Below are 20,302 nucleotides of genomic sequence, written 5' to 3'. Positions count from 1 at the left end.
GGTTTCACCAGAAGCCCAGCACCTTCCACCAAAGGCCCCCGACCACGGCGAAGACCACCAGCTCGAACACGCACATCACCGCGCCGGTCCGCCACCACTGGCCCAGCGTGACGTAGCCGCTGCCAAAGATGATCGGCGACGTGCCAGTCGCGTAGTGGGTCAGCGTCATCATGATCGCCGACCCGGCGGTCATCATCAGCATGAACGGGGGGATGTACTCCGGCGGGATCAGATGCGCGCCGACCGTCAGGAATGCCAGCATCATGGCGCTGATATGGGCCGTGGTACTGGCGAACAGGTAGTGCGAGAACACGAACGCCAGCACCAGCACGGCCGCAATCCCCTTCCATTCCATACCGCTGGCGGAGATGGCGTCGCGCATGTCGGCCGAGAACCAGGCGATCACACCCAGCTTGTTGAGTTGCTCGGCCAGCATCACCAGGGCACCGAACCAGACCAGCGTGTCCCAGGCGCTCTTTTCGGACAGCACATCGTCCCAGTCGATCGTCCCGGTGATGATCAGCGCAAAGAGGCCAAGAAAGGCCACGACGGTCGGGTCAAGCGTGTAGGCGGACCCGAAGATCATGGCGGGCAGATTGGCCCACAGGATCAGCATCATCGCGAATACGCCCATCATGACGCGTTCCTTGCCGCTCAGCGGCCCCATGCGCGCAAGCTCGCCGCGGGCGTAGTCGACCGCATTGGGCGTGACCTTCAGTTCCGGTGGCGATAGCAGGTAGATGATCAGCGGCATGACAAGCAGGCAGAGCAAGCCCGGCAGCAGCATGCACAGCGCCCAGGTGGTCCAGGTCAGGTGCAGCGCCTGGCCGCTGGCCTTGGCCACGTAGTCCACCACCAGCGGGTTCGGCGCCGTGGCCGTCAGGAACATGGCCGAGGTAATCGGGTTGGCGTGGTAGTTCACCAGCGCCAGGTATGTGCCGACCTTGCCCTGCGTCCCCTTGGCGGGGTCGGAGTCGAAGGCGCCGGCGATCGATCGCATGATCGGATGGACGATGCCGCCTCCGCGCGCCGTATTGCTGGGGGTGAATGGCGCCAGCACCAGTTCGCAGATGGTGAGTCCGTATCCGATGCCAACCGTGCGCTTGCCCAGCAGGGCAATGAACATCAGGCCGATCCGGTTGCCCAGCCCCGTCTTCTTCAGTCCGCGCGAGATCAGGATCGCCACGACGATCAGCCAGATCAGCGGATTCGAGAAACTGCTCAGTGCGTCGGCAATGGCGCCCTTCGACGTCGGCGACGTCACCTGTGCGAGCGACACGATCACGATCGCCATCATGGCCATCACGCCAATTGGCATGACCTTGAGGATGATGGCGACAATCGTGGTCAGGAAGATCGCCACCAGATGCCAGGCCTCGGGTTTCAGCCCTTCGGGCGCCGGGAGCAGCAGCAGCGTGACCAGAACAGCCGTGGCGATGATGGCGGGCGTCAGCCGAAACGGCACGACTGACATGAAGTAGCGATACATCGCTATCACCTTGGACAGCATTGCTTGGACCTCCCTGCTTGAAATGCGGCAAATATCAGTGTCTCGATGGCCGATTACCGGCCTGTGCGCTCTTCAATATGTGGCGTCCACGCGCTTCCCACAATGGACTTTGGTCCACATCCCGCCCTGGAGTTGACGCAAGTCATCAACTGATCACGCTCCAAGTGTCTTTTTGTACACACGCGTGGATCAGCGGGCCGGGTCCTGTCCCGGGGCCCAGTTGCGGACCTAGGTCTTTCGGTCCATACCCAAGCCCAACTGCGCGGCACTAAGCTCGCCTTAGCGTGTTTCCGGAATACGGCCCGAGGCTCGAGCGAGATGGCCAAGACGACGCGGTCGATGTCCGGCTTCCGACACTGAACCAGCAATGGAGACGAACATGGAAAAAGCCGAACATTCAAAGCCGCTCTACAAGTCTCTCTACTTTCAGGTCATTACCGCCATTATTCTTGGCGTCATTCTGGGACACTTCTTTCCCCAAACCGGCGAGGCCATGAAGCCGCTGGGCGACGGCTTCATCAAGCTGATCAAGATGATCATCGCGCCGATCATCTTCTGCACGGTCGTGGTGGGCATCGCCGGCATGGAGGACATGAAGAAGGTCGGCAAGACCGGCGGCCTGGCGCTGCTCTATTTCGAGGTGGTCAGCAGCATTGCGCTGCTGGTCGGCCTGTTGATCATCAATATCGTCAAACCAGGGGCAGGCATGAACGTCGACCCTGCCACCCTCGACACCAAGGGCATCGCCGCCTATACCGGCCCTGGAAAGATGCAGGGCACCGTGGAGTTCCTGATGAACGTCATCCCGAATACGGTGGTGGATGCGTTCGCCAAGGGAGAAATCCTTCAGGTACTGCTATTTGCCGTGATGTTCGGCTTTGCGCTGCACAGGTTCGGGGGGCGCGGCACGCTGGTTTTCGACTTCATCGAAAAATTCTCGCACGTGTTGTTCGCCATCGTCGGGTACATCATGAAGGTCGCGCCGATCGGGGCGTTCGGCGCCATGGCATTCACCATCGGCAAATACGGCGTGAGTTCGCTGCTCCAGCTTGGCCAGCTGATGGCCACGTTCTACGCTACCTGCCTGCTTTTCATCTTCGTCGTGCTCGGGTCCATCGCACGATTCCATGGGTTCTCGATCTGGAAGTTCATCAAGTACATCAAGGAAGAGCTGCTGATCGTGCTCGGCACGTCGTCCTCGGAATCGGTGTTGCCCCGGATGATGGCCAAGCTCGAAAACCTGGGCGCCCGCAAGTCAGTAGTCGGCCTGGTGATCCCGACTGGCTATTCCTTCAATCTGGATGGCACCTCGATCTACCTGACCATGGCAGCGGTCTTCATCGCTCAGGCCACCAATACCGACATGACCTTCACCCAGCAGATCACCTTGCTGTTGGTGCTGCTCCTGACCTCGAAGGGCGCCGCGGGCGTGACCGGCAGCGGCTTCATCGTACTGGCGGCCACGCTTTCCGCGGTGGGACATGTGCCGGTCGCGGGGCTTGCCCTGATTCTTGGCATCGACCGGTTCATGTCCGAGGCACGCGCCCTGACCAACCTGATCGGCAACGGCGTCGCCACGGTCGTCGTGGCAAAGTGGACCGGCGACCTGGACGTCGAGCGGATGCACAGCCGGCTTGACGGCGAGACCGATATCGAAGCGGATGAGCCGGAAGTCGTACTCGATCAGGTCGCGGCGCGCGTGCCGGCCGCTGACACCCGGCACAGATAGGCCAGGCGGCAGCCAGGGCTCCCGATATCTTGCGTGAAACTGTTCACACTTCCAGCCATTCCTTCCGGATCTGGGCATTGGCCTTCAGTGCCGCGGGCGTGCCCTCGAACACGATATGCCCGTGGCCCATCACGTAGACGCGCTGCGAGATGTCCAGCGCAATGGCCAGTTTCTGCTCGATCAGCAGCACCGACACGCCGCGCTCCTTGAGCGTCTTGAGGAAGTCGCCCACCAGCGTGACGATCATCGGTGCCAGGCCCTCGGTGGGCTCGTCGATCAGGATCAGGTCGGGATCGCCCATCAGCGTGCGGCATAGCGTCAGCATCTGCTGCTCGCCGCCGGACAGCACGCCCGCCGACGTGTTCTCGCGCTCCTTGAGCCGCGGGAACATGCGGTACATGTCCTCCACACTCCAGCGCGGCTTCTGCTGGCGCGGATTGCGCTTCTCGCCCAGCAGCAGGTTCTGCCGCACGGTCAGCGTCGGGAAGATGTCGCGGTTCTCGGGCACATAGCCGATGCCGGCATGGGCGATCTCGAATGTACGCCGTCCCAGGATTTCGTCGCCACGAAAGCGCACGGACCCTTCCGCCTTGACCATGCCCAGGATGGCCTTGGCCATGGTCGAGCGTCCCACGCCGTTGCGGCCCAGCAGCGCCACGATCTCGCCTTCGTCGACACGGGCATCCACGCCGTGCAGGATATGGCTCTTGCCGTAATAGGCGTGCAGCCCGGTGACTTCCAGCATGGGCTTGCTCATTCGTGGGCTCCTGCCAGCGCGGGTTCATCGAGCGACGTGCCCAGATAGGCTTCCTTGACGCGGCGGTTGTTGCGGATGGCCTCCGGCGTATCGGTAGCGATGACCTCGCCGTACACCAGCACCGAAATCCGGTCGGCCAGGCCGAACACCACGCTCATGTCGTGCTCCACCATGACCAGCGTCTTGCCTACCGTCACCTTGCGGATCAACTCCACGGCATGGTCCGATTCGGAGCGACTCATGCCGGCGGTGGGCTCGTCCAGCAGGATGACCTCGGCGCCGCCGGCGATGGTGATGCCGATCTCCAGCGCCCGCTGCTCCGCATAGGTCAGCAGACCGGCCTGCGTGTTGCGGCGGTGCTGCATGCCGATCAGTTCCAGCACCTCGTCGGCGCGCGCCTTGGCATCGCGCAACGCCGACAGCCGGTGCCAGAACGAATACTTGTAGCCCAGCGACCACAGCACCGCGCAGCGCAGGTTTTCGAACACCGACAGCCGGTGGAAGATGTTCGTGATCTGGAAACTGCGCGACAGCCCCATGCGGTTGATCTCGAATGGCCGCAGTCCGGCAATGCTCTGGCCGTTCAGCTTCACCGCCCCGGACGTGGGCGCGAACCGGCCCGAGATCAGGTTGAAGGTGGTGGACTTGCCGGCCCCGTTCGGGCCAATCAGCGCATGCCGCTCGCCCTTGCCGATGGTCAGCGTCACCCCCCGGATAATCTCGGTCTGCCCGAACCGCTTGCGGACGTCCGAAAGTTCGAGTGCGGCGTTCATGCCAGACCTCCCGTTCCCGCCTGGATGGCGTCCAGTTCGGCGCGCACCTTCGCCGTCGCCCAGCGCCAGGCCGCGTAACCCAGCCCCCACAGCGCCGCCGCCACGATCCACGGCGGCAGCGTGCCGGCATCGAACCCGATGCCGAGCAACGACATCGCCGTGCCATTGGCACTGTCGACCTGCACCTTGTAGACCATTTCCACGGTCAGGATCACGGCCGCCAGCAGCACCAGTCCGGCCACGCCGGCCCGTGCGTATGACGGCAGCATGCGGCCAAACTGCTTCTTCGCCAGCAGCGGCATCTGCATCAGCAGCAGGCTGGCGATGCCGCCCGGCACGAACATCACCATCGTCACGAAGAACAGGCCAAGGTACAGCAACCAGGCCTTGGTCAGGTCCGACAGCGCCACCGCGAACAGCGTGAAGACGATGGCGCCGATGACCGGCCCGAAAAACACGCCCGCGCCGCCGATAAACGCGGCCAGCAACACGCCGCCGGAACGTACCGCACTGACGTTTTCGGCCGACACGATTTCGAAATTGATGGCCGACAGCGCCCCGGCAATGCCCGCGAAGAACGCCGACAGGATCAGCACCAGGTAACGCACGCGCTGGGTGTTGTAGCCGATGAATTCGACCCGCTCGGGATTGTCCCGTACCGCGTTGGCGATGCGGCCCAGCGGCGTCTGGGTCCAGGCGTACATGGCCACCATCGACAGGAAGCACCAGACCGCGATCAGGTAGTAGACCTGCCGGCCCGGACCGAAGGTGATGCCCAGGAAGGGATCGCCGACCACGCGGTTGGTGGAGATCCCGCCTTCGCCGCCGAAGAAATCGGGGAACATCAGCGAACTGGCAAACACCATCTCGCCGATGCCCATCGTGATCATGGCGAACGTGGTGCCGGACTTCTTCGTCGTCACGTAGCCGAACAGCACGCCGAAGAACGCGCCGGCCAGCCCGCCCACCAGCGGCAGCATCGACACCGGCAGCCAGACCTTGCCCGCGCCGATCATGTTCAGCACGTGTACCGCGATGAACGCGCCCAGGCCCGAGTACACGGCATGCCCGAACGACAGCATGCCGGTCTGGCCCAGCAGCATGTTGTACGACAGCGCGAAGATGATCATGATGCCCATCTGGGACATCAGCGTCACCGCGAACCCGCCCGTGAAGGCCAGCGGCGCCACCAGCATCAGCAGCGCCGTGGTGGTCCAGATGATCCAGCGCGCCAGATTCAGCGGGCGGTACCGCAGGGTGCGTCCGGTCACGACCGGGTTGGAGCTAGGTTGCATCGTCGTCGACTCCATCGCTCAGCTCTCCCGGGTGCCCATCAGCCCACGCGGGCGGAATATCAGCATGACCACCAGCAGCAGGTACGGCAGCACGGGCGCCACCTGCGCCACGGTGAGCTTCCAGACCGAACTGAGCGGCGTGGCATCGTTGACGGCCATGCCGAAGCTGCCGAACAGGCCGGCCAGCGATGCATCGATGGTCACGGCGAACGTCTGCAGCACGCCGATCAGGATCGATGCGATAAACGCCCCGACCAGCGAGCCCATGCCCCCCACCACCGCCACGACAAAGACGATGGACCCGACGGCCGCCGCCATCGACGGCTCGGTGACAAACGCGTTGCCGCCGATCACGCCGGCCAGGCCAGCCAGCGCCGCACCGCCGCCGAACACCAGCATGAATACGCGCGGCACGTTATGGCCCAATGCCTCGACCATCTCCGGATGGGTCAGCGCCGCCTGGATGACCAGGCCAATGCGGGTGCGCGTCAGTACCAGGTAGATCGCCACCAGCATGCCCAACGACACCAGCATCATGAATGCGCGGTATTTGGGGAAAGACGAGGTAAAGACCGTGAACAGCGGCCCATCGAGCTCGGCCGGGATGCGGTACGGCACGGCGGCCAGGCCCCAGACCAGCTTGACGCCTTCCTCGATCAGGTAGGCCAGGCCGAAGGTAAATAGCAGTTCGGCCACATGGCCGTACTTGTGGACCGTGCGCAGCCCGAACCGCTCCACTAGCGCCCCGGCGCCGGCCACCAGCAGCGGCGCCAGGATCAGCGCCGGCCAGAAGCCGACCTTGGTGGCGATGGTGTAGGCAAAGTAGGCGCCCAGCATGTAGAAGCTGGCATGGGCGAAGTTGAGCACGCCCATCATGCTGAAGATCAGCGTCAGCCCCGATGACAGCATGAACAGCAGCAAGCCGTAGCTGACGCCGTTCAGTAGCGAGATGATGAAGAATTCCACGGCAAGTCCTCAGGGCCTGCTCCCGGAGCCGGAGCCTGACCCGACAAAAGCCATATTGTCAGGGGTTCCCGCGTGGTGGGGAACCCCTTCCCACCCGTCGCGGTGTCAGCTACCGCTGCCCGGCCGCTTCATCTGGCACGAGGTGGGCTGCGCCGCCACGAACTGGTCAAGCGTCGCATTGGTCTTCCAGCCATAGCCGGTGTTTTCCTGGTCGTACTTGATGTCCTTGCCGTTGACCTTGGTCCAGGTGGCCACCACCAGCGGCTGCTGGGCCTGGTGGTCGCTGGCACGCATCTCCACCGTGCCATTCATGCTTTCCACCTTCAGGCCCTCCATCGCCTTGGCCACCTTGACCGGATCGGTGGATCCGGTGTCCTTGATGGCCTTGGCCAGCATGGCGACGCCCGTGTACGACGCCATCACGTAGAAGTCGTCGTTGTACTTCTTCTTGTAGCCCTCGACGATGTCTCCGCCCCGGAAGGTGGCGTTGTTCGGGTTGTAGTAGCCCACGTACTTGACGTGCTCGGCGCCGGCCGCGCCCATGGCGGTGGGCACGCCCGTCGTGGCGGCGTAGTACGTGTAGTAGTTGACCGGCAGGCCGGCATCCTTGCCCGCCTTGATCAGCAGGGCCAGGTCGCTGCCCCAGTTGCCGGTGATCACCGTATCGGCGCCCGACGCCTTGATCTTGGCCGCGTACGGCGCGAAGTCCTTGACCTGCGCCAGCGGGTGCAGGTCTTCGCCAACGATCTGGATGTCAGGCCGCTTGCGCTTCAGGTAGTCCTTGGCCGCCCGTGCCACCTGGTGGCCGAACGAATAGTTCTGGTTGATCAGATAGACCTTCTTGACGCTGGGGTCCTTGGCCAGGTAGGTGGTCAGGGCCTCCATCTTCATGTCGGAATTGGCATCGAGCCGGAAATGCCAGTAGCTGCATTTGCTGTTGGTCATGTCCGGGTCTACCGCGGCGTAGTTCAGGTAGACGATTTCCTTGCCCGGGTTGCGCTCGTTGTGCTTGGCCACTGCGTCTTCCAGCGCCAGGCCCACCGACGAGCCGTTGCCCTGCACGATGTAGCGGATATTCTGGTCCACCACCTGCTTGAGGATGGTCAGGCTTTCCTGCGGGCTCAGCTTGTTGTCGAAGCCCACCACCTCGAACTTGTGCGCCCCGCCCCAGCCCTTCTGGTTGGCCACCTCGGCCACGTACTGCCAGCTCTTGAGCTGGTTCTGCCCCACCGGGGCCATCAGCCCCGACAACGGATCGATGAAGGCGATCTTCACCGTATCGGCCGCCGCGGCGCCCGATGCCAGCACGGAACCCAGAGCAACAACTGCAGCCACACCTCGTACCAGCGGACGCAACCTTGTCATACCTGTCTCCTTCACTTGTTGTCATTGGCGATGGGCGGCGGCCCGTGCCCTCCTCGCGCCAGGCCGCCGCGTCTGCGCTGTGACCGCCATCCGATTGCCATGGCGGGACACCGCAAATGCCTGTTGCTGCCCTGCCGGTCCGGAAATGCCGGGGTCCGGCCTTCAGACGCCGGGCAGCCTGTATTCCTTGAACTGCTCGCGCAGCCGGAGCTTCTGCATCTTGCCGGTGGCCGTCAGCGGAATCTCGGTCACGAATGCCACGTCATCGGGAATCCACCACTTGGCGACCTTGCCTTCGAAGAAGCCCAGCAGTTCCTCGCGGGTGACGTCCATGCCGGGCCGCTTGACCACCACCAGCAGCGGCCGTTCGTCCCACTTGGGGTGGTACGCGGAGATGCAGGCGGCCATATGCACGGCCGGGTGCGCCGCCGCCACGTTCTCGACGTCGATCGACGAAATCCACTCGCCGCCGGACTTGATCACGTCCTTGCTGCGGTCCGTGATCTGCATGTAGCCGTCTTCGTCGATGGTGGCCACGTCGCCGGTGGGGAACCAGCCATCCACCAGCGGGTTGCTGTCGTTGCGGAAGTAATGGTCGATCACCCACGGGCCGCGTACCAGCAGGTCGCCGAAGGCCTTGCCGTCCCACGGCAGTTCCAGGCCTTCGCCGTCCACGATCTTCATGTCCACGCCGTAGATCACCCGGCCCTGCTTTTCCAGGATCTTGTGCCGGGCGTCCTCGGGCAGGTCCTTGTGGCGCGCCAGCAGCTTGCAGGACGTGCCCAGCGGCGACATCTCGGTCATGCCCCAGGCGTGGATGACCTCCACGTCGAAGGCCTCGAGCGTGCGGATCATGGCGGGCGGCGCGGCCGAGCCGCCGATCACCGTGCGGCGGAAGGTGGAGAACTTCAGCTTGTTGGCCTGCACGTATTGCAGCAGGCCCAGCCAGACGGTCGGCACGCCCGCGGAGAACGTCACGCCCTCCTGCTCGAACAGCTCGTAGAGCGATGCGCCGTCGAGCTTGGCGCCCGGAAACACGAGCTTGGCGCCCACCAGCGGCACCGAATACGGCAGGCCCCAGGCGTTGACGTGGAACATCGGCACTACCGGCAGGATCACGTCCTTGGCCGAGCAGCCCAGGGCATCGGGCAGGGCCGACGCATAGGAATGCAGCACAGTCGAGCGGTGCGAATACAGCGCGCCCTTCGGATTGCCGGTCGTGCCCGACGTGTAGCACAGGCTCGACGCCAGGTTCTCGTCGAATTCCGGCCATTCGTAGGCGCCGTCGTGGGCGTCGATCAGGTCTTCGTAGCACAGCAGGTCGACCTTCGATTCCGCCGGCATATGCGCGCGGTCCGTCATCATGACCCAGCCCTTCACGTTCGGGCAGTGCGGCGCCACGCCTTCCACCAGCGGCAGGAACGTGGCATCGAAGAAGATGAACTGGTCGTCGGCGTGATTGACGATGTAGGCGATCTGCTCCGGGAACAGGCGCGGATTGATCGTGTGGCAGACGGCGCCCATGCCCGACACGCCGTAGTAGATCTCCAGGTGCCGGTAACCGTTCCAGGCGAGCGTACCCACACGCTCGCCCTGCGCCACGCCCAACGTCGCCAGCGCCTGGGCCAACTTGCGGGCACGCAGTTCGCAGTCGCGGTAGGTATATCGGTGAAGGTCGCCTTCGGTTCGCCGCGAGACGATTTCGGTGCTGCCGTAGTAGCGCGCAGCGTGCTTGATGATGGAGGAAATGAGCAGCGGCGCGCTCATCATTTGACCCATCAATGCCATGAAACGGTCTCCTTGGTTCGGAAAAAACGAACAACCGTTCTTATTTTTGGCCGACTATCCCACACCCTGCAAAAGCATCGACAAAAAATGAAGAAACTTGTTGGTGTTGTTGGTGGACTGACACGTAGTGGGCGCGCTCCTGGCACCCATACGCAGACCCTGCCATGCACCGGATTGATGTCCGATATTTGCGTCGCTTTTTGAATGGTCTGCGAGCAGCGGACAACCCTTGGCCGGCAGGAGAAAACCGGTGCAAGTACAATACTGCGAGCCCTGAAGCGCCTCAATATGTCGTTTTCCCCTAGCGTCATGCACGCCGTCTATGCCTACTGAATCCAACGACGCCCTGCCGCGTATTGCATTGCCCGTGCCGTTCAAGACCGCACCCGGCATGGCGGCCCTCGGCGATCGGTTTTTTACGCGGCTGGCGCCGACCGCCCTGCCTTCGCCTTATGTAGTCAGCGTAGCCCCCGCGGCTGCGGCCCTGCTCGGATGGGATGAAGCAGGCTTGCGCGCCGCCACGCACGACCCGAAGTTCGTCGACACCTTCGCCGGCAACGCCGTGCCGGACTGGGCAGACCCACTGGCCACGGTCTACTCCGGCCATCAGTTCGGCGTCTGGGCCGGGCAGCTTGGCGATGGCCGCGCCATCCGGCTGGCCGAGGCCGCGATGCCCGACGGTCCGTGGGAGATCCAGCTCAAGGGCGCCGGCCTGACCCCCTACTCGCGCATGGCAGATGGCCGCGCGGTGCTGCGCTCGTCGATCCGTGAATACCTCTGCTCGGAAGCCATGCATGCGCTGGACGTGCCCACCACGCGGGCACTGGCGATCATGGGCTCCGACGCACCGGTACGGCGCGAAACCATCGAGACATCGGCCGTGGTCACGCGGCTGGCGCCGAGCTTCATCCGCTTTGGTCATTTCGAGCATTTCGCCGCCCGCGAGGACCACGCCTCGCTGAAGCAGCTTGCCGATTTCGTGATCGACCGTTTTTATCCGGCCTGCCGCGACGCGGCCAGCCCGTACCAGGCGCTGCTGCGCGAGGTATCGCTGCTCACGGCGGACATGGTGGCGCACTGGCAGGCCGTGGGCTTCTGTCATGGCGTGATGAACACCGACAACATGTCGATCCTGGGCCTGACCATCGACTATGGACCGTTCGGGTTCCTCGACGCCTTCGACGCGAACCACATCTGCAACCATTCCGACCAGCAGGGCCGCTACGCGTACAGCCAGCAGCCCCAGATCGCGTTCTGGAACCTGCATTGCCTGGCCCAGGCGCTGCTGCCGCTGTGGCGCAACGCGGATGCCAGCGATGCCGAAGCGGCCAAGAACGAAGCCGTGGAAGCCGCTCGCGAGGCGCTCGACCCGTTCCGGGACCGCTATGCCGAGGCCTTCTTCCGCCATTACCGCGCCAAGCTTGGCCTGCGCACCGCGCATGACCAGGACGAGACGCTGATGACGAACCTGTTCCGTGTGATGCACGCCAATCGCGTGGACTACACGCTGTTCTGGCGCAACCTGGCCCAGGTGGGGTCGCAGGACGGATCACGCGATGCGCCCGTGCGCGACCTGTTCCTGGACCGCGCGGCGTGGGACGCGTGGGCCGCCGAATACCGCGCCCGCCTGCAGTCGGAACAGTCCGACGATGCCGCCCGCGGGGTTGCAATGCGGCAAGTCAACCCGAAATACGTGCTCCGGAATCATTTGGCCGAAACCGCGATCCGTGCCGCGCGCGACAAGGACTTCTCCGAGGTGGACCGCCTGCTGGCCGTGCTGTCGCGGCCCTTCGACGAGCAGCCCGATGCGGAACACTATGCCGCCCTGCCACCCGACTGGGCGTCGGGGCTCGAAGTCAGCTGTTCGTCGTAAGCCTGGCAGCCTGCCCGGGATCGCAACAAGGAAACGAGATGACCACCACTAAGACCGACGCCGAATGGCGTGACCAGCTGTCCGACATCGAGTACCGCGTGACGCGCGAGGCCGCCACCGAGCGTCCGTTCACGGGCCGCTACTGGGACCACTGGGACCAGGGCATCTACCACTGCGTAGGCTGCGGCACCCCGCTGTTCGAGTCGGCCACCAAGTTCGACGCCGGCTGCGGCTGGCCCAGCTATTTCCGTCCGATCAACGGCGAGGTGATTGCCGAGCACGTGGACCACAGCCACGGCATGACGCGGGTGGAAGTCCGTTGCAAGGAATGCGGCAGCCATCTGGGCCATGTCTTCGAGGATGGCCCGGCCCCAACCGGTCTGCGCTATTGCATCAACTCGGCTGCGCTAAAATTCGACGATCGCGATCCGGCTGATCGCGGGTGACGCCACCCGCACACCGGACGCCACGTCCGATCCGCCTCGCGGATTCCCAGCGGGCCCGGCCGCATGCCTGGCTCGCCAACCTGATTTGGTCCGCATGAAATTCCTGTTCGACCTGTTCCCAGTCATCCTGTTTTTTGTCGCCTTCAAGCTGTTCGGCATCTATCCGGCCACCGCGGTGGCCATCGTGGCCACGGTGCTGCAGATCGCGTGGGTGCGCATCCGTCATGGCAAGGTGGAGCCGATGCAATGGGTCAGCCTGCTGATCATCGGCGTTTTCGGCGGCGCGACGATTGTTCTGCACAACGAAACCTTCATCAAGTGGAAGCCCACGGTGCTCTACTGGCTGTTCGCGGTCACGCTGATCGGCTCGGTCATCGGCTGGCGCAAGAACCTGATCCGCGCCATGATGGAAAAGCAGGTCACGATGCCGGACGCGATGTGGGGCCGGCTCAACGTTGCATGGGCCGCGTTCTTCGCCGTGATGGGCGTGCTGAACCTCTACGTGGCGTATCAGTTTTCCACCGATACCTGGGTCAATTTCAAGCTGTTCGGCAGCATGGGCCTGATGGTCGTCTTCATTGTCGCGCAGAGCATCTGGCTGTCGCGCCACATCGAGGAAACCCCGTCGCGGGAAGGCCGCTCCGAATAAGCGCAGCCGCCCTGCCGCTCCCGATGACACTCCCGAAGGACTAACCGATGGCCGCCGATCCCGCCACCATCGACGCGCTGCTGCGTGCGGCGCTCGAACCCTCCCACCTGCACGTCCACGACGACAGCGCGGCCCATGCGGGCCATGCCGGCGCGGCGTCGGGTGGGGGTCATTACAACGTTCTGATCGTCAGCAACCGCTTCGCTGGCCATTCGCGCGTGACCCGCCACCGTATGGTGTATGATGCGCTGCGCGAACTATTCCCCGCGCAGATCCATGCGCTGGCCGTCAGCGCGTACACCGACCAAGAATATCAATCCCGCGAAGCATGACGCGACGCGCTCTCGCTACTCTCAGACCTGACTCCATGAAGACCACCGTCCTCTCGTTCAGCCTGGCGGCTGTGCTCGCTGCTGGCAGCCTGCCCGTGTTCGCCCAGAACGCCGCCGTTGTGAATGGCAAGCCCATCCCGTCGGCCAAGGTGGACAAGCTGATCGCCGGCACCGGCCAGCCCGCCTCGCCCGAACTGCGCGACCGTGCCCGCACCATGCTGATCGACCGGGAACTGCTGGTGCAGGAAGCCTCCAAGCGCGGCATCCTGCAACGCGACGACGTTCAGGACCAGCTCGAACAGGCCCGCCTGAACGTGCTGGCCGGTGCGGTGTTCGAGGACTACGTCAAGACCCATGGCGCCAGCGACGACGAACTGCGCAAGCAATACGAGAAGATCAAGGGCCAGTTCGGCAATGGCAAGGAATACCACGCCCGCCACATCCTGGTGGAAAAGGAAGCGGACGCCAAGGCACTGATCGCCAAGATCAAGGGCGGCGCCAAGTTCGAAGACGTAGCCAAGGCATCGTCGAAGGACACCGGCTCGGCAGCCAATGGCGGCGACCTGGACTGGGCCAACAGCGGCAGCTACGTGCCGGAATTCTCGGCGGCCATGACCGGCCTGAAGAAGGGCCAGATGACCGATACGCCGGTCAAGACCCAGTTCGGCTGGCACATCATTGAACTCGTGGACGTGCGCGACCAGAAGATTCCGACGTTCGAGGAAGTGAAGCCTCAGCTCCAGCAGATGCTGATGGGCGACCAGGCCTGGCAGCGCGAGCAGTTCCAGGCGATGATGAAGTCGCTCAAGGACAAGGCCAAGATCCAGTAATCCCCTTGCTTGCTGCATACAAAAACCGGCGCCTGTGCGCCGGTTTTCGTTTTTTGGGGCGCACCTTGGCGCGCTCGGTAACATTCTAGTGCAGTTGGCGGGTTCCATCGCTCCTCCGGCCCCAGTAATATCGAAGGGCTCGACGAAGCCGGACACCCGTCCCGCCAAGGTATCGAGCGCCAGGATCGAGGGCATATTGCTATGGGCATGATGAGCGGCTACTGGTACATGTGGCATCTCTATTCCAGCGGCATGGTCTACTGCGCGCTAGGCATGCCCCACATCGAATGCACCGGCCGCCGATGGCGCGACCTTCATCCTCACCTGCCGACGCGTGACCGCTACGCCCAGTCAAAGCTGCTGCAAGCGACCGTCGCGTTCATGGAAGTACGCGGCGAAATCCCCGTACCGCCCGGCGCAGACCGTATGCGCCTGCTCTATTCCCGCTACCTGCCATGGAGCGAACGCCTGCGCGCGCAGCAAGCCCAGGCCCCGCAAACTGGCGAACACCCCGTCGACCTCCCCGCTCCTGTCACAGTCTGAGACCTTTCTCATGACCTGAAGCAAGCGCCGGTTTTCTGGACACACAAGTTCACAAAACCCCTCTTGGCGCACCCATTCTCGAGGCCTAGGATCACTGCGTTGCGAACGTGAAGGCATGCATTGCCCCACACGCAGTCCTGTCCAATGGGCATCGGCCCGTCTGGCGCTGACTTCGACTGCCAGTTAACCTTCGTCAAGGGGCTTCCGCAAATCGTACGAGGAGAAATAGATGAGCAAGTTTCTGACCCGGTTTTTCGAAGATGACGAGTTTCAATTCAAGGTCTTGAAGCGCGCCGAGTGGGGCATCATCGCCTACGCGACGTTCACCTTTATCTTCTTTTTCGCATGGCTCTATCTGGTCAGGCGATGACACCGCAGCCTAGGCCATAAAAAACGCCCGCTTGCGCGGGCGTTTCGTTCGAAGCAGCAGGTTCTATCAGCCGACCCACTTGCGCGCATTGCGGAACATGCGCATCCACGGGCTGCCACCATCGGGGATGTCCTTCCAGGCGTCAGGTGCCCAGCTCATGGTCGCGGTTCGGAACACGCGCTCCGGGTGCGGCATCAGCGCGGTGAAGCGGCCGTCCACCGTCGTCACCGACGTGATGCCCTGCGGCGAGCCGTTCGGGTTCAGCGGATAGGTCTGCGTCACGACACCGCGGTTGTCGACGAAGCGCAGCGCCACGGCCACCTTCGCCATATCGCCCTGCTGCGAGAAATCGGCGAAACCTTCGCCGTGCGCCACGGCGATGGGGATGCGGCTGCCTTCCATGCCCGCGAAGAAGATCGACGGCGATTGCTGCACTTCCACCGTAACGAAGCGTGCTTCGTACTGCTCGGACTGGTTGCGCGTGAACTTCGGCCATGCGCCGGCGCCCGGGATGATCGGGGCCAGGTTGCTCAGCATCTGGCAGCCATTGCAAACACCCAGCGCGAAAGTGTCCTGGCGGTTGAAGAACGCCGCAAACTGCTCCGCCATCTGGCCGTTGAACAGGATCGTCTTGGCCCAGCCTTCGCCCGCGCCAAGCACGTCGCCGTAGCTGAAGCCGCCGCAAGCCACGAAACCCTTGAAATCGGCCAATGTGGCGCGACCGGCGATCAGGTCGCTCATATGGACGTCGACCGTGTCGAAACCGGCCAGGTCCATGCTGTAGGCCATCTCGATCTGCGAATTGACGCCCTGCTCACGCAGGATCGCCACACGCGGACGGTTACCGGTGGCGATGAACGGCGCAGCAATGTCTTGCGCCGGATCGAAGGTCAGCACGGGGCTGATGCCAGGATCGGCAGCGTCCAGAACGCGGTCGTACTCGCTGTCGGCGCAGGCCGGGTTGTCGCGCAGCCGCGCGATACGCCAGCTCACCTCGGTCCAGGTGCGCTGCAGATCGGCACGGGCAGCGCCGAAGACCTTCTTCGCGTCGCGATAGATCTCGATCTGGTCGTTCGTGTTCGGCTTGCCGATCACGTGGCTGCACGCCGACAGGCCGGCCTCGCGCAGCACCGCGAATACGGCATCGCGCTCTTCGGCACGCACCTGGATCACCGCGCCCAGTTCTTCGGAGAACAGCGCCCGCAGCGTCTGGTCGTTGCGGCGTTCGGCAACCTGCTGCGCCCAGTTCTTGGCGTCGCCGTAGTCCTGCTCCTGGTTCGGGTCCAGCGTCAGCATGTCCACATTGAGCGACACGCCCGTACGGCCGGCGAAGGCCATTTCCGCGACGGTTGCCATGAACCCGCCGTCGGAGCGGTCGTGATAGGCCAGCAGCTTGCCTTCGCGGTTCAGACGCTGGATCACGTTGAAGAAGTTCTTCAGGTCTTCCGGGTTGTCCACGTCCGGCGCGCTGTCGCCAACCTGCTGGGTCACCTGCGCCAGGATGCTGCCGCCCATGCGATTCTTCGCACGACCCAGGTCGATGGCGATCAGCGTGGTATCGCCCAGGTCGGTACGCAGCTGCGGCGTCAGCGTCCGGTTGGTGTCATCCACTGCGGCAAACGCCGAGATGATCAGCGAAACCGGCGCCACCACTTCCTTGTCGCCATCGGCATCGGACCACTTCGTGCGCATCGACAGCGAATCCTTGCCCACCGGGATGCTGATGCCAAGCGCCGGGCACAATTCCATGCCCACGGCATGCACCGTGTCGTACAGCTTCGCGTCCTCGCCGGCTACGCCGCACGCGGCCATCCAGTTGGCCGACAGCTTGACCTTGTTCAGATCCTTGACCGGGGCGGCCGCCAGGTTCGTCAGCGCCTCGCCGATGGCCATGCGGCCCGAGGCCGGGGCGTCGATCACGGCCAGCGGCGTGCGCTCGCCCATCGTCATGGCTTCGCCAGCGCGGCCCTTGTAGTCGAGCGTGGTCACCGCCACGTCCGCCACCGGCACCTGCCACGGCCCCACCATCTGGTCACGTGCGTTCATGCCACCGACGGTACGGTCGCCAATGGTGATCAGGAACGACTTGCTGGCCACGGTCGGGTGGCGCAGCACGTCGCTTACGGCCTGTTCCAGTGCGATGCCGGTCACGTCCACCGGCGGCAGTTCGCGCGCCACGCGCTGCACGTCGCGGTGCATGCGCGGCGGCTTGCCCAGCAGCACGTCCATCGGCATATCGACCGTGAAGTGCTCCTTGAGCGCGGCGTCTACATCGGCGTCCACCAGCTGCAGCTGCTTTTCCTCGGTGGCGATACCCACCACGGCGAACGGCGACCGTTCGCGTTCGCACATGGCCTGGAAGCGCGGCAGGTCGTTCGGCGCGATGGCCAGCACATAGCGTTCCTGCGACTCGTTGCACCAGATTTCGGCGGGCGACAGGCCAGACTCTTCAAGGTGCACCTGGCGCAATTCGAAGCGTGCGCCGCGACCGGCACCGTCGACCAGTTCCGGGAAGGCGTTCGAAATGCCGCCTGCGCCGACGTCGTGGATCGACAGGATCGGGTTGTCTTCGCCCAGTTGCCAGCAGGCGTTGATCACTTCCTGGGCACGGCGCTCCATTTCAGGGTTGCCACGCTGCACCGAATCGAAGTCGAGGTCGGCCGTGTTGGTGCCCGTCGCCATCGAGCTGGCGGCACCGCCGCCCATGCCGATGCGCATGCCCGGGCCGCCCAGCTGGATCAGCAGCGTGCCGGCCGGCAGCGGGTCCTTGTGTGTATGGCCGGCATCGATATTGCCGATGCCGCCTGCAATCATGATCGGCTTGTGGTAGCCGCGCACCGTGCCGCCCACATTTTGCTCGTAGACACGGAAGTAGCCGCCCAGGTTGGCACGGCCGAATTCATTGTTGAACGCGGCGCCGCCCAGCGGGCCGTCGATCATGATCTGCAGCGGCGATGCGATGCGGTCCGGCTTGCCGGTCACGCCGGGCTTGTCGTCCGGATTGCGATGTGCCACCGGCTGTGCGGCGTCGCGGGCATTTTCCCAACTCTCGACGGCATCAGGCAGCATCAGGTTCGACACCGTGAAGCCGGTCAGGCCGGCCTTGGGCTTGGCACCACGGCCCGTGGCGCCTTCGTCGCGGATTTCACCGCCGGCGCCGGTCGAAGCGCCCGCGAACGGCGAGATCGCGGTCGGGTGGTTGTGCGTTTCCACCTTCATCAGCGTGTGGGTCAGCGCCTCGTGGCGGCCATACTTCTGGTCCGCGCCGCGCGGGAACCAGCGTTCGGCCACGTCGCCTTCCATCACGGCCGAGTTGTCCGAATAGGCGACGATCGAGCCCTGCGGATTCAGCTGATGCGTGTTGCGGATCATCGCGAACAGCGACTTGTCCTGCGTCACGCCGTCGATGGTCCAGGTGGCGTTGAAGATCTTGTGGCGGCAGTGTTCGCTGTTGGCCTGGGCGAACATCATCAGCTCGACGTCAGTCGGGTTGCGGCCGAGCTTGCCGTAGTTTTCCAGCAGATAGTCGATTTCGTCGTCCGAAAGCGCCAGGCCCATGGCCGTGTTGGCGTCAACCAGGGCGCTGCGCCCCGCTGAAATGTCGATGAACTGCAGCGGCTTGGCGGGCAGTTCCTGGAACAGGCCGGCCGCTTCCTCGCGCGAGGCGATCACGGTTTCGGTCATCCGGTCGAAGAGGTGCGCAGCCACGGCGGCACGGGTGCCGGCGTCCAGCGTCTTGCGGCCGCGCAGCAGGCCCTTCTTGCAGACCACGGTGATCTCGATGCCGCGCTCGATGCGGTGCACGTGCGTCAGGCCGCAGTTATGGGCGATATCGGTGGCCTTGCTGGCCCACGGCGAAATGGTCCCGAAACGCGGAATCACCACAAAACGGTCGCCCTCGGGCTGGGCCGTGAACGGCGCGCCATAGGTCAGCATCGCGCCGATGCGCGTCTGGTCCTCGGCGGACAGCGGCGTGTCCGAATCGACAAAATGCACGAACTGGCCATGCACGGACTCAATATCGGCGTCGACTTGTTGCAGGGCGGCAAGCAGGCGTTGCTGACGGAAAGCGGAAAGCGCCAAAGCGCCGGGGAAGCACGAGAAATGCGCCATGATCGGTACGGTCAGGAGGCGTAGGAAGGTGAGGCTAAACGGCGGCTGGCACTGCTGAATGGAATGCCGGCATGCGGGAAACCGCTATTGTACCTTGTTGGCGGCCGCTTTTTGCATTGCGCAATGCGGCGCGAACGGACAGCCTGGGGAAAGTCTGGCCCCAGACCGCAATTCGGCCTGTCTCGTGGCGCATCCGGCGCCTCGAACGCCGTTGGCCAGCCACCTGGGCCCGACTCGGCGCGAGAACACGAAAGTGGCCGATTTCATGCGAAAGCCGCCCAAAATCGCCCGAAAGTGCCGTCAGAGAGAGGTGGCGGAACGCGCGGCCTGCTCGTAGAGACCGGTCAGCACGCGCAGCAGCCGCGCCAGTTCGCCGATCTCGACGTTTTCATCACTGCCCTCCGTGAAATTGCTGGTCAGGCATTGCTCGCGGATTTCCCGATACCGGGAGCAGGCCTCGGTACCGGCCTGCGTGGTGGCGTAGGTCGCCTCCTTGCCCACCCGCTCGCCCGCCACCAGCCCCAGCCCCACTAGCTTTTTTAGCGAATACGTCACCAGGTGCGTGTCCTCGACGTTGAGGACGAAGCAGATGTCGGCCAGCCGCTTGGCCCGGCCGCGATGGTTCACATGGTGCAGCACCAGCACATCGAGGAAGGTCAGATCGCGCACGCCGGCCGCGCCCATGCAGCGGACCACCCAGCGGCTATAGGCGTTGTAGGCCGTATTCAGGCCAAACTCGAACTCGGACAGCTCCGGGCTGCGTACCGACACCAGGTGCGACGACGACACAATGTTGACGCCTGCGGCCCGGGCCAGCGGCGCGGTCCGCGCCGCGGCGTCCAGGGTCGCGCCCTCGGCGGCATCGGCGTGGCGTTCCGGGGCGGGCTTGCGGGCCATGAATGGGTCTCCCAGTAAGGTCGGCGGGTGCAGCGGGTGATGGCCAAGGTGGCCACGGTGGCGATA

Annotated in this window: 18 protein-coding genes; 9 read left to right on the top strand and 9 right to left on the bottom strand. The window is 64.1% G+C overall.

The features are described 5' to 3' along the window. Positions 1-4: 4 nt before the first annotated feature. Entirely contained in the window at positions 5-1,510 is a 1,506-nt protein-coding gene (locus tag AC3G88_RS11975; RefSeq protein ID WP_153948181.1) for a DASS family sodium-coupled anion symporter, read from the bottom strand. Between the two features lie 379 nt (positions 1,511-1,889). On the opposite strand from AC3G88_RS11975, the gene AC3G88_RS11970 reads away from it, so the two are divergent. Continuing rightward, positions 1,890-3,239, top strand: coding sequence for a dicarboxylate/amino acid:cation symporter (locus tag AC3G88_RS11970; protein ID WP_487523831.1), 1,350 nt, complete (start codon positions 1,890-1,892; stop codon positions 3,237-3,239). A gap of 43 nt (positions 3,240-3,282) precedes the next feature. Here AC3G88_RS11970 and AC3G88_RS11965 read toward each other — a convergent pair whose 3' ends face one another. The 6 genes from AC3G88_RS11965 to AC3G88_RS11940 all read right to left on the bottom strand — a co-directional run bounded on the left by AC3G88_RS11965 (position 3,283) and on the right by AC3G88_RS11940 (position 10,183). Beyond that, on the bottom strand, positions 3,283-3,996 hold the full coding sequence (locus AC3G88_RS11965; protein ID WP_153948179.1) for an ABC transporter ATP-binding protein: 714 nt from the start codon (positions 3,994-3,996) through the stop codon (positions 3,283-3,285). After that, positions 3,993-4,769, bottom strand: a complete 777-nt coding sequence (locus tag AC3G88_RS11960; protein WP_153948178.1) for an ABC transporter ATP-binding protein — start codon at positions 4,767-4,769, stop codon at positions 3,993-3,995. Before AC3G88_RS11960 ends, AC3G88_RS11965 begins: the two co-directional genes overlap by 4 nt. Then, positions 4,766-6,079 (bottom strand): branched-chain amino acid ABC transporter permease, encoded by a 1,314-nt coding sequence (locus AC3G88_RS11955; protein WP_488772924.1) that lies wholly within the window; start codon positions 6,077-6,079, stop codon positions 4,766-4,768. The genes AC3G88_RS11960 and AC3G88_RS11955 overlap by 4 nt, the downstream gene beginning before the upstream one ends. A 3-nt stretch (positions 6,080-6,082) precedes the next feature. Continuing rightward, positions 6,083-7,030, bottom strand: a complete 948-nt coding sequence (locus AC3G88_RS11950) for a branched-chain amino acid ABC transporter permease (RefSeq protein ID WP_249640875.1) — start codon at positions 7,028-7,030, stop codon at positions 6,083-6,085. A 105-nt stretch (positions 7,031-7,135) separates the two neighbouring features. Further along, the gene (locus AC3G88_RS11945) at positions 7,136-8,395 is read right to left on the bottom strand and encodes a branched-chain amino acid ABC transporter substrate-binding protein (protein ID WP_488772923.1); all 1,260 of its coding nucleotides are present in this window, start codon (positions 8,393-8,395) and stop codon (positions 7,136-7,138) included. A 162-nt stretch (positions 8,396-8,557) separates the two neighbouring features. Continuing rightward, complete coding sequence (locus AC3G88_RS11940; RefSeq protein ID WP_488893408.1) at positions 8,558-10,183, bottom strand: 3-(methylthio)propionyl-CoA ligase; 1,626 nt, start codon at positions 10,181-10,183, stop codon at positions 8,558-8,560. Between the two features lie 322 nt (positions 10,184-10,505). On the opposite strand from AC3G88_RS11940, the gene AC3G88_RS11935 reads away from it, so the two are divergent. The 7 genes from AC3G88_RS11935 (at position 10,506) to AC3G88_RS11905 (ending at position 15,226) form a co-directional block, all read left to right on the top strand. Beyond that, positions 10,506-12,056, top strand: a complete 1,551-nt coding sequence (locus AC3G88_RS11935; protein ID WP_488893407.1) for a protein adenylyltransferase SelO — start codon at positions 10,506-10,508, stop codon at positions 12,054-12,056. Between the two features lie 38 nt (positions 12,057-12,094). Then, positions 12,095-12,502, top strand: coding sequence for a peptide-methionine (R)-S-oxide reductase MsrB (gene msrB, locus AC3G88_RS11930; RefSeq protein ID WP_153948173.1), 408 nt, complete (start codon positions 12,095-12,097; stop codon positions 12,500-12,502). A 94-nt stretch (positions 12,503-12,596) separates the two neighbouring features. Continuing rightward, positions 12,597-13,151 carry a septation protein A gene (locus AC3G88_RS11925; protein ID WP_153948172.1) on the top strand — a complete coding sequence of 185 codons (555 nt, stop codon included), beginning with the start codon at positions 12,597-12,599 and terminating at the stop codon, positions 13,149-13,151. 47 nt (positions 13,152-13,198) lie between these two features. Next, entirely contained in the window at positions 13,199-13,483 is a 285-nt protein-coding gene (locus tag AC3G88_RS11920; RefSeq protein ID WP_092595714.1) for a BolA family protein, read from the top strand. A 35-nt stretch (positions 13,484-13,518) separates the two neighbouring features. Next, a complete protein-coding gene (locus AC3G88_RS11915) occupies positions 13,519-14,313 on the top strand; it encodes a peptidylprolyl isomerase (protein ID WP_092595716.1) in 795 nt (264 codons plus the stop codon). A 201-nt stretch (positions 14,314-14,514) separates the two neighbouring features. Then, on the top strand, positions 14,515-14,856 hold the full coding sequence (locus AC3G88_RS11910) for a hypothetical protein (RefSeq protein WP_488772920.1): 342 nt from the start codon (positions 14,515-14,517) through the stop codon (positions 14,854-14,856). 229 nt (positions 14,857-15,085) lie between these two features. Continuing rightward, positions 15,086-15,226, top strand: coding sequence for a hypothetical protein (locus AC3G88_RS11905; protein ID WP_487523835.1), 141 nt, complete (start codon positions 15,086-15,088; stop codon positions 15,224-15,226). Between the two features lie 66 nt (positions 15,227-15,292). Here AC3G88_RS11905 and purL read toward each other — a convergent pair whose 3' ends face one another. Further along, the gene (gene purL, locus AC3G88_RS11900) at positions 15,293-19,267 is read right to left on the bottom strand and encodes a phosphoribosylformylglycinamidine synthase (RefSeq protein ID WP_488773158.1); all 3,975 of its coding nucleotides are present in this window, start codon (positions 19,265-19,267) and stop codon (positions 15,293-15,295) included. On the opposite strand from purL, the gene AC3G88_RS11895 reads away from it, so the two are divergent. Continuing rightward, a complete protein-coding gene (locus tag AC3G88_RS11895) occupies positions 19,217-19,363 on the top strand; it encodes a hypothetical protein (protein WP_254775858.1) in 147 nt (48 codons plus the stop codon). The two genes, purL and AC3G88_RS11895, sit on opposite strands and share 51 nt — an antisense overlap. Positions 19,364-19,639: 276 nt before the next feature. Here the strand turns inward: AC3G88_RS11895 and AC3G88_RS11890 are convergent, their stop codons facing one another. Further along, complete coding sequence (locus AC3G88_RS11890; protein ID WP_400393639.1) at positions 19,640-20,236, bottom strand: winged helix DNA-binding protein; 597 nt, start codon at positions 20,234-20,236, stop codon at positions 19,640-19,642. Between the last annotated feature and the right edge of the window lie 66 nt (positions 20,237-20,302).

The organism is Cupriavidus sp. 86D6, from assembly GCF_057815095.1.
The sequence above is the reverse complement of the archived record's forward strand: the minus strand, read 5'-3'. Positions and strand labels throughout refer to the sequence as shown.

Bases quoted from the DNA above. Each gene is read 5' to 3' on its own strand.
- AC3G88_RS11975 (WP_153948181.1), bottom strand. From the start codon at position 1,510: ATGCTGTCCAAGGTGATAGCGATGTATCGCTACTTCATGTCAGTCGTG.
- AC3G88_RS11970 (WP_487523831.1), top strand. From the start codon at position 1,890: ATGGAAAAAGCCGAACATTCAAAGCCGCTCTACAAGTCTCTCTACTTT.
- AC3G88_RS11965 (WP_153948179.1), bottom strand. From the start codon at position 3,996: ATGAGCAAGCCCATGCTGGAAGTCACCGGGCTGCACGCCTATTACGGC.
- AC3G88_RS11960 (WP_153948178.1), bottom strand. From the start codon at position 4,769: ATGAACGCCGCACTCGAACTTTCGGACGTCCGCAAGCGGTTCGGGCAG.
- AC3G88_RS11955 (WP_488772924.1), bottom strand. From the start codon at position 6,079: ATGGAGTCGACGACGATGCAACCTAGCTCCAACCCGGTCGTGACCGGA.
- AC3G88_RS11945 (WP_488772923.1), bottom strand. From the start codon at position 8,395: ATGACAAGGTTGCGTCCGCTGGTACGAGGTGTGGCTGCAGTTGTTGCT.
- AC3G88_RS11940 (WP_488893408.1), bottom strand. From the start codon at position 10,183: ATGGCATTGATGGGTCAAATGATGAGCGCGCCGCTGCTCATTTCCTCC.
- AC3G88_RS11935 (WP_488893407.1), top strand. From the start codon at position 10,506: ATGCCTACTGAATCCAACGACGCCCTGCCGCGTATTGCATTGCCCGTG.
- msrB (WP_153948173.1), top strand. From the start codon at position 12,095: ATGACCACCACTAAGACCGACGCCGAATGGCGTGACCAGCTGTCCGAC.
- AC3G88_RS11925 (WP_153948172.1), top strand. From the start codon at position 12,597: ATGAAATTCCTGTTCGACCTGTTCCCAGTCATCCTGTTTTTTGTCGCC.
- AC3G88_RS11920 (WP_092595714.1), top strand. From the start codon at position 13,199: ATGGCCGCCGATCCCGCCACCATCGACGCGCTGCTGCGTGCGGCGCTC.
- AC3G88_RS11915 (WP_092595716.1), top strand. From the start codon at position 13,519: ATGAAGACCACCGTCCTCTCGTTCAGCCTGGCGGCTGTGCTCGCTGCT.
- AC3G88_RS11910 (WP_488772920.1), top strand. From the start codon at position 14,515: ATGGGCATGATGAGCGGCTACTGGTACATGTGGCATCTCTATTCCAGC.
- AC3G88_RS11905 (WP_487523835.1), top strand. From the start codon at position 15,086: ATGAGCAAGTTTCTGACCCGGTTTTTCGAAGATGACGAGTTTCAATTC.
- AC3G88_RS11895 (WP_254775858.1), top strand. From the start codon at position 19,217: ATGCACGAACTGGCCATGCACGGACTCAATATCGGCGTCGACTTGTTG.
- AC3G88_RS11890 (WP_400393639.1), bottom strand. From the start codon at position 20,236: ATGGCCCGCAAGCCCGCCCCGGAACGCCACGCCGATGCCGCCGAGGGC.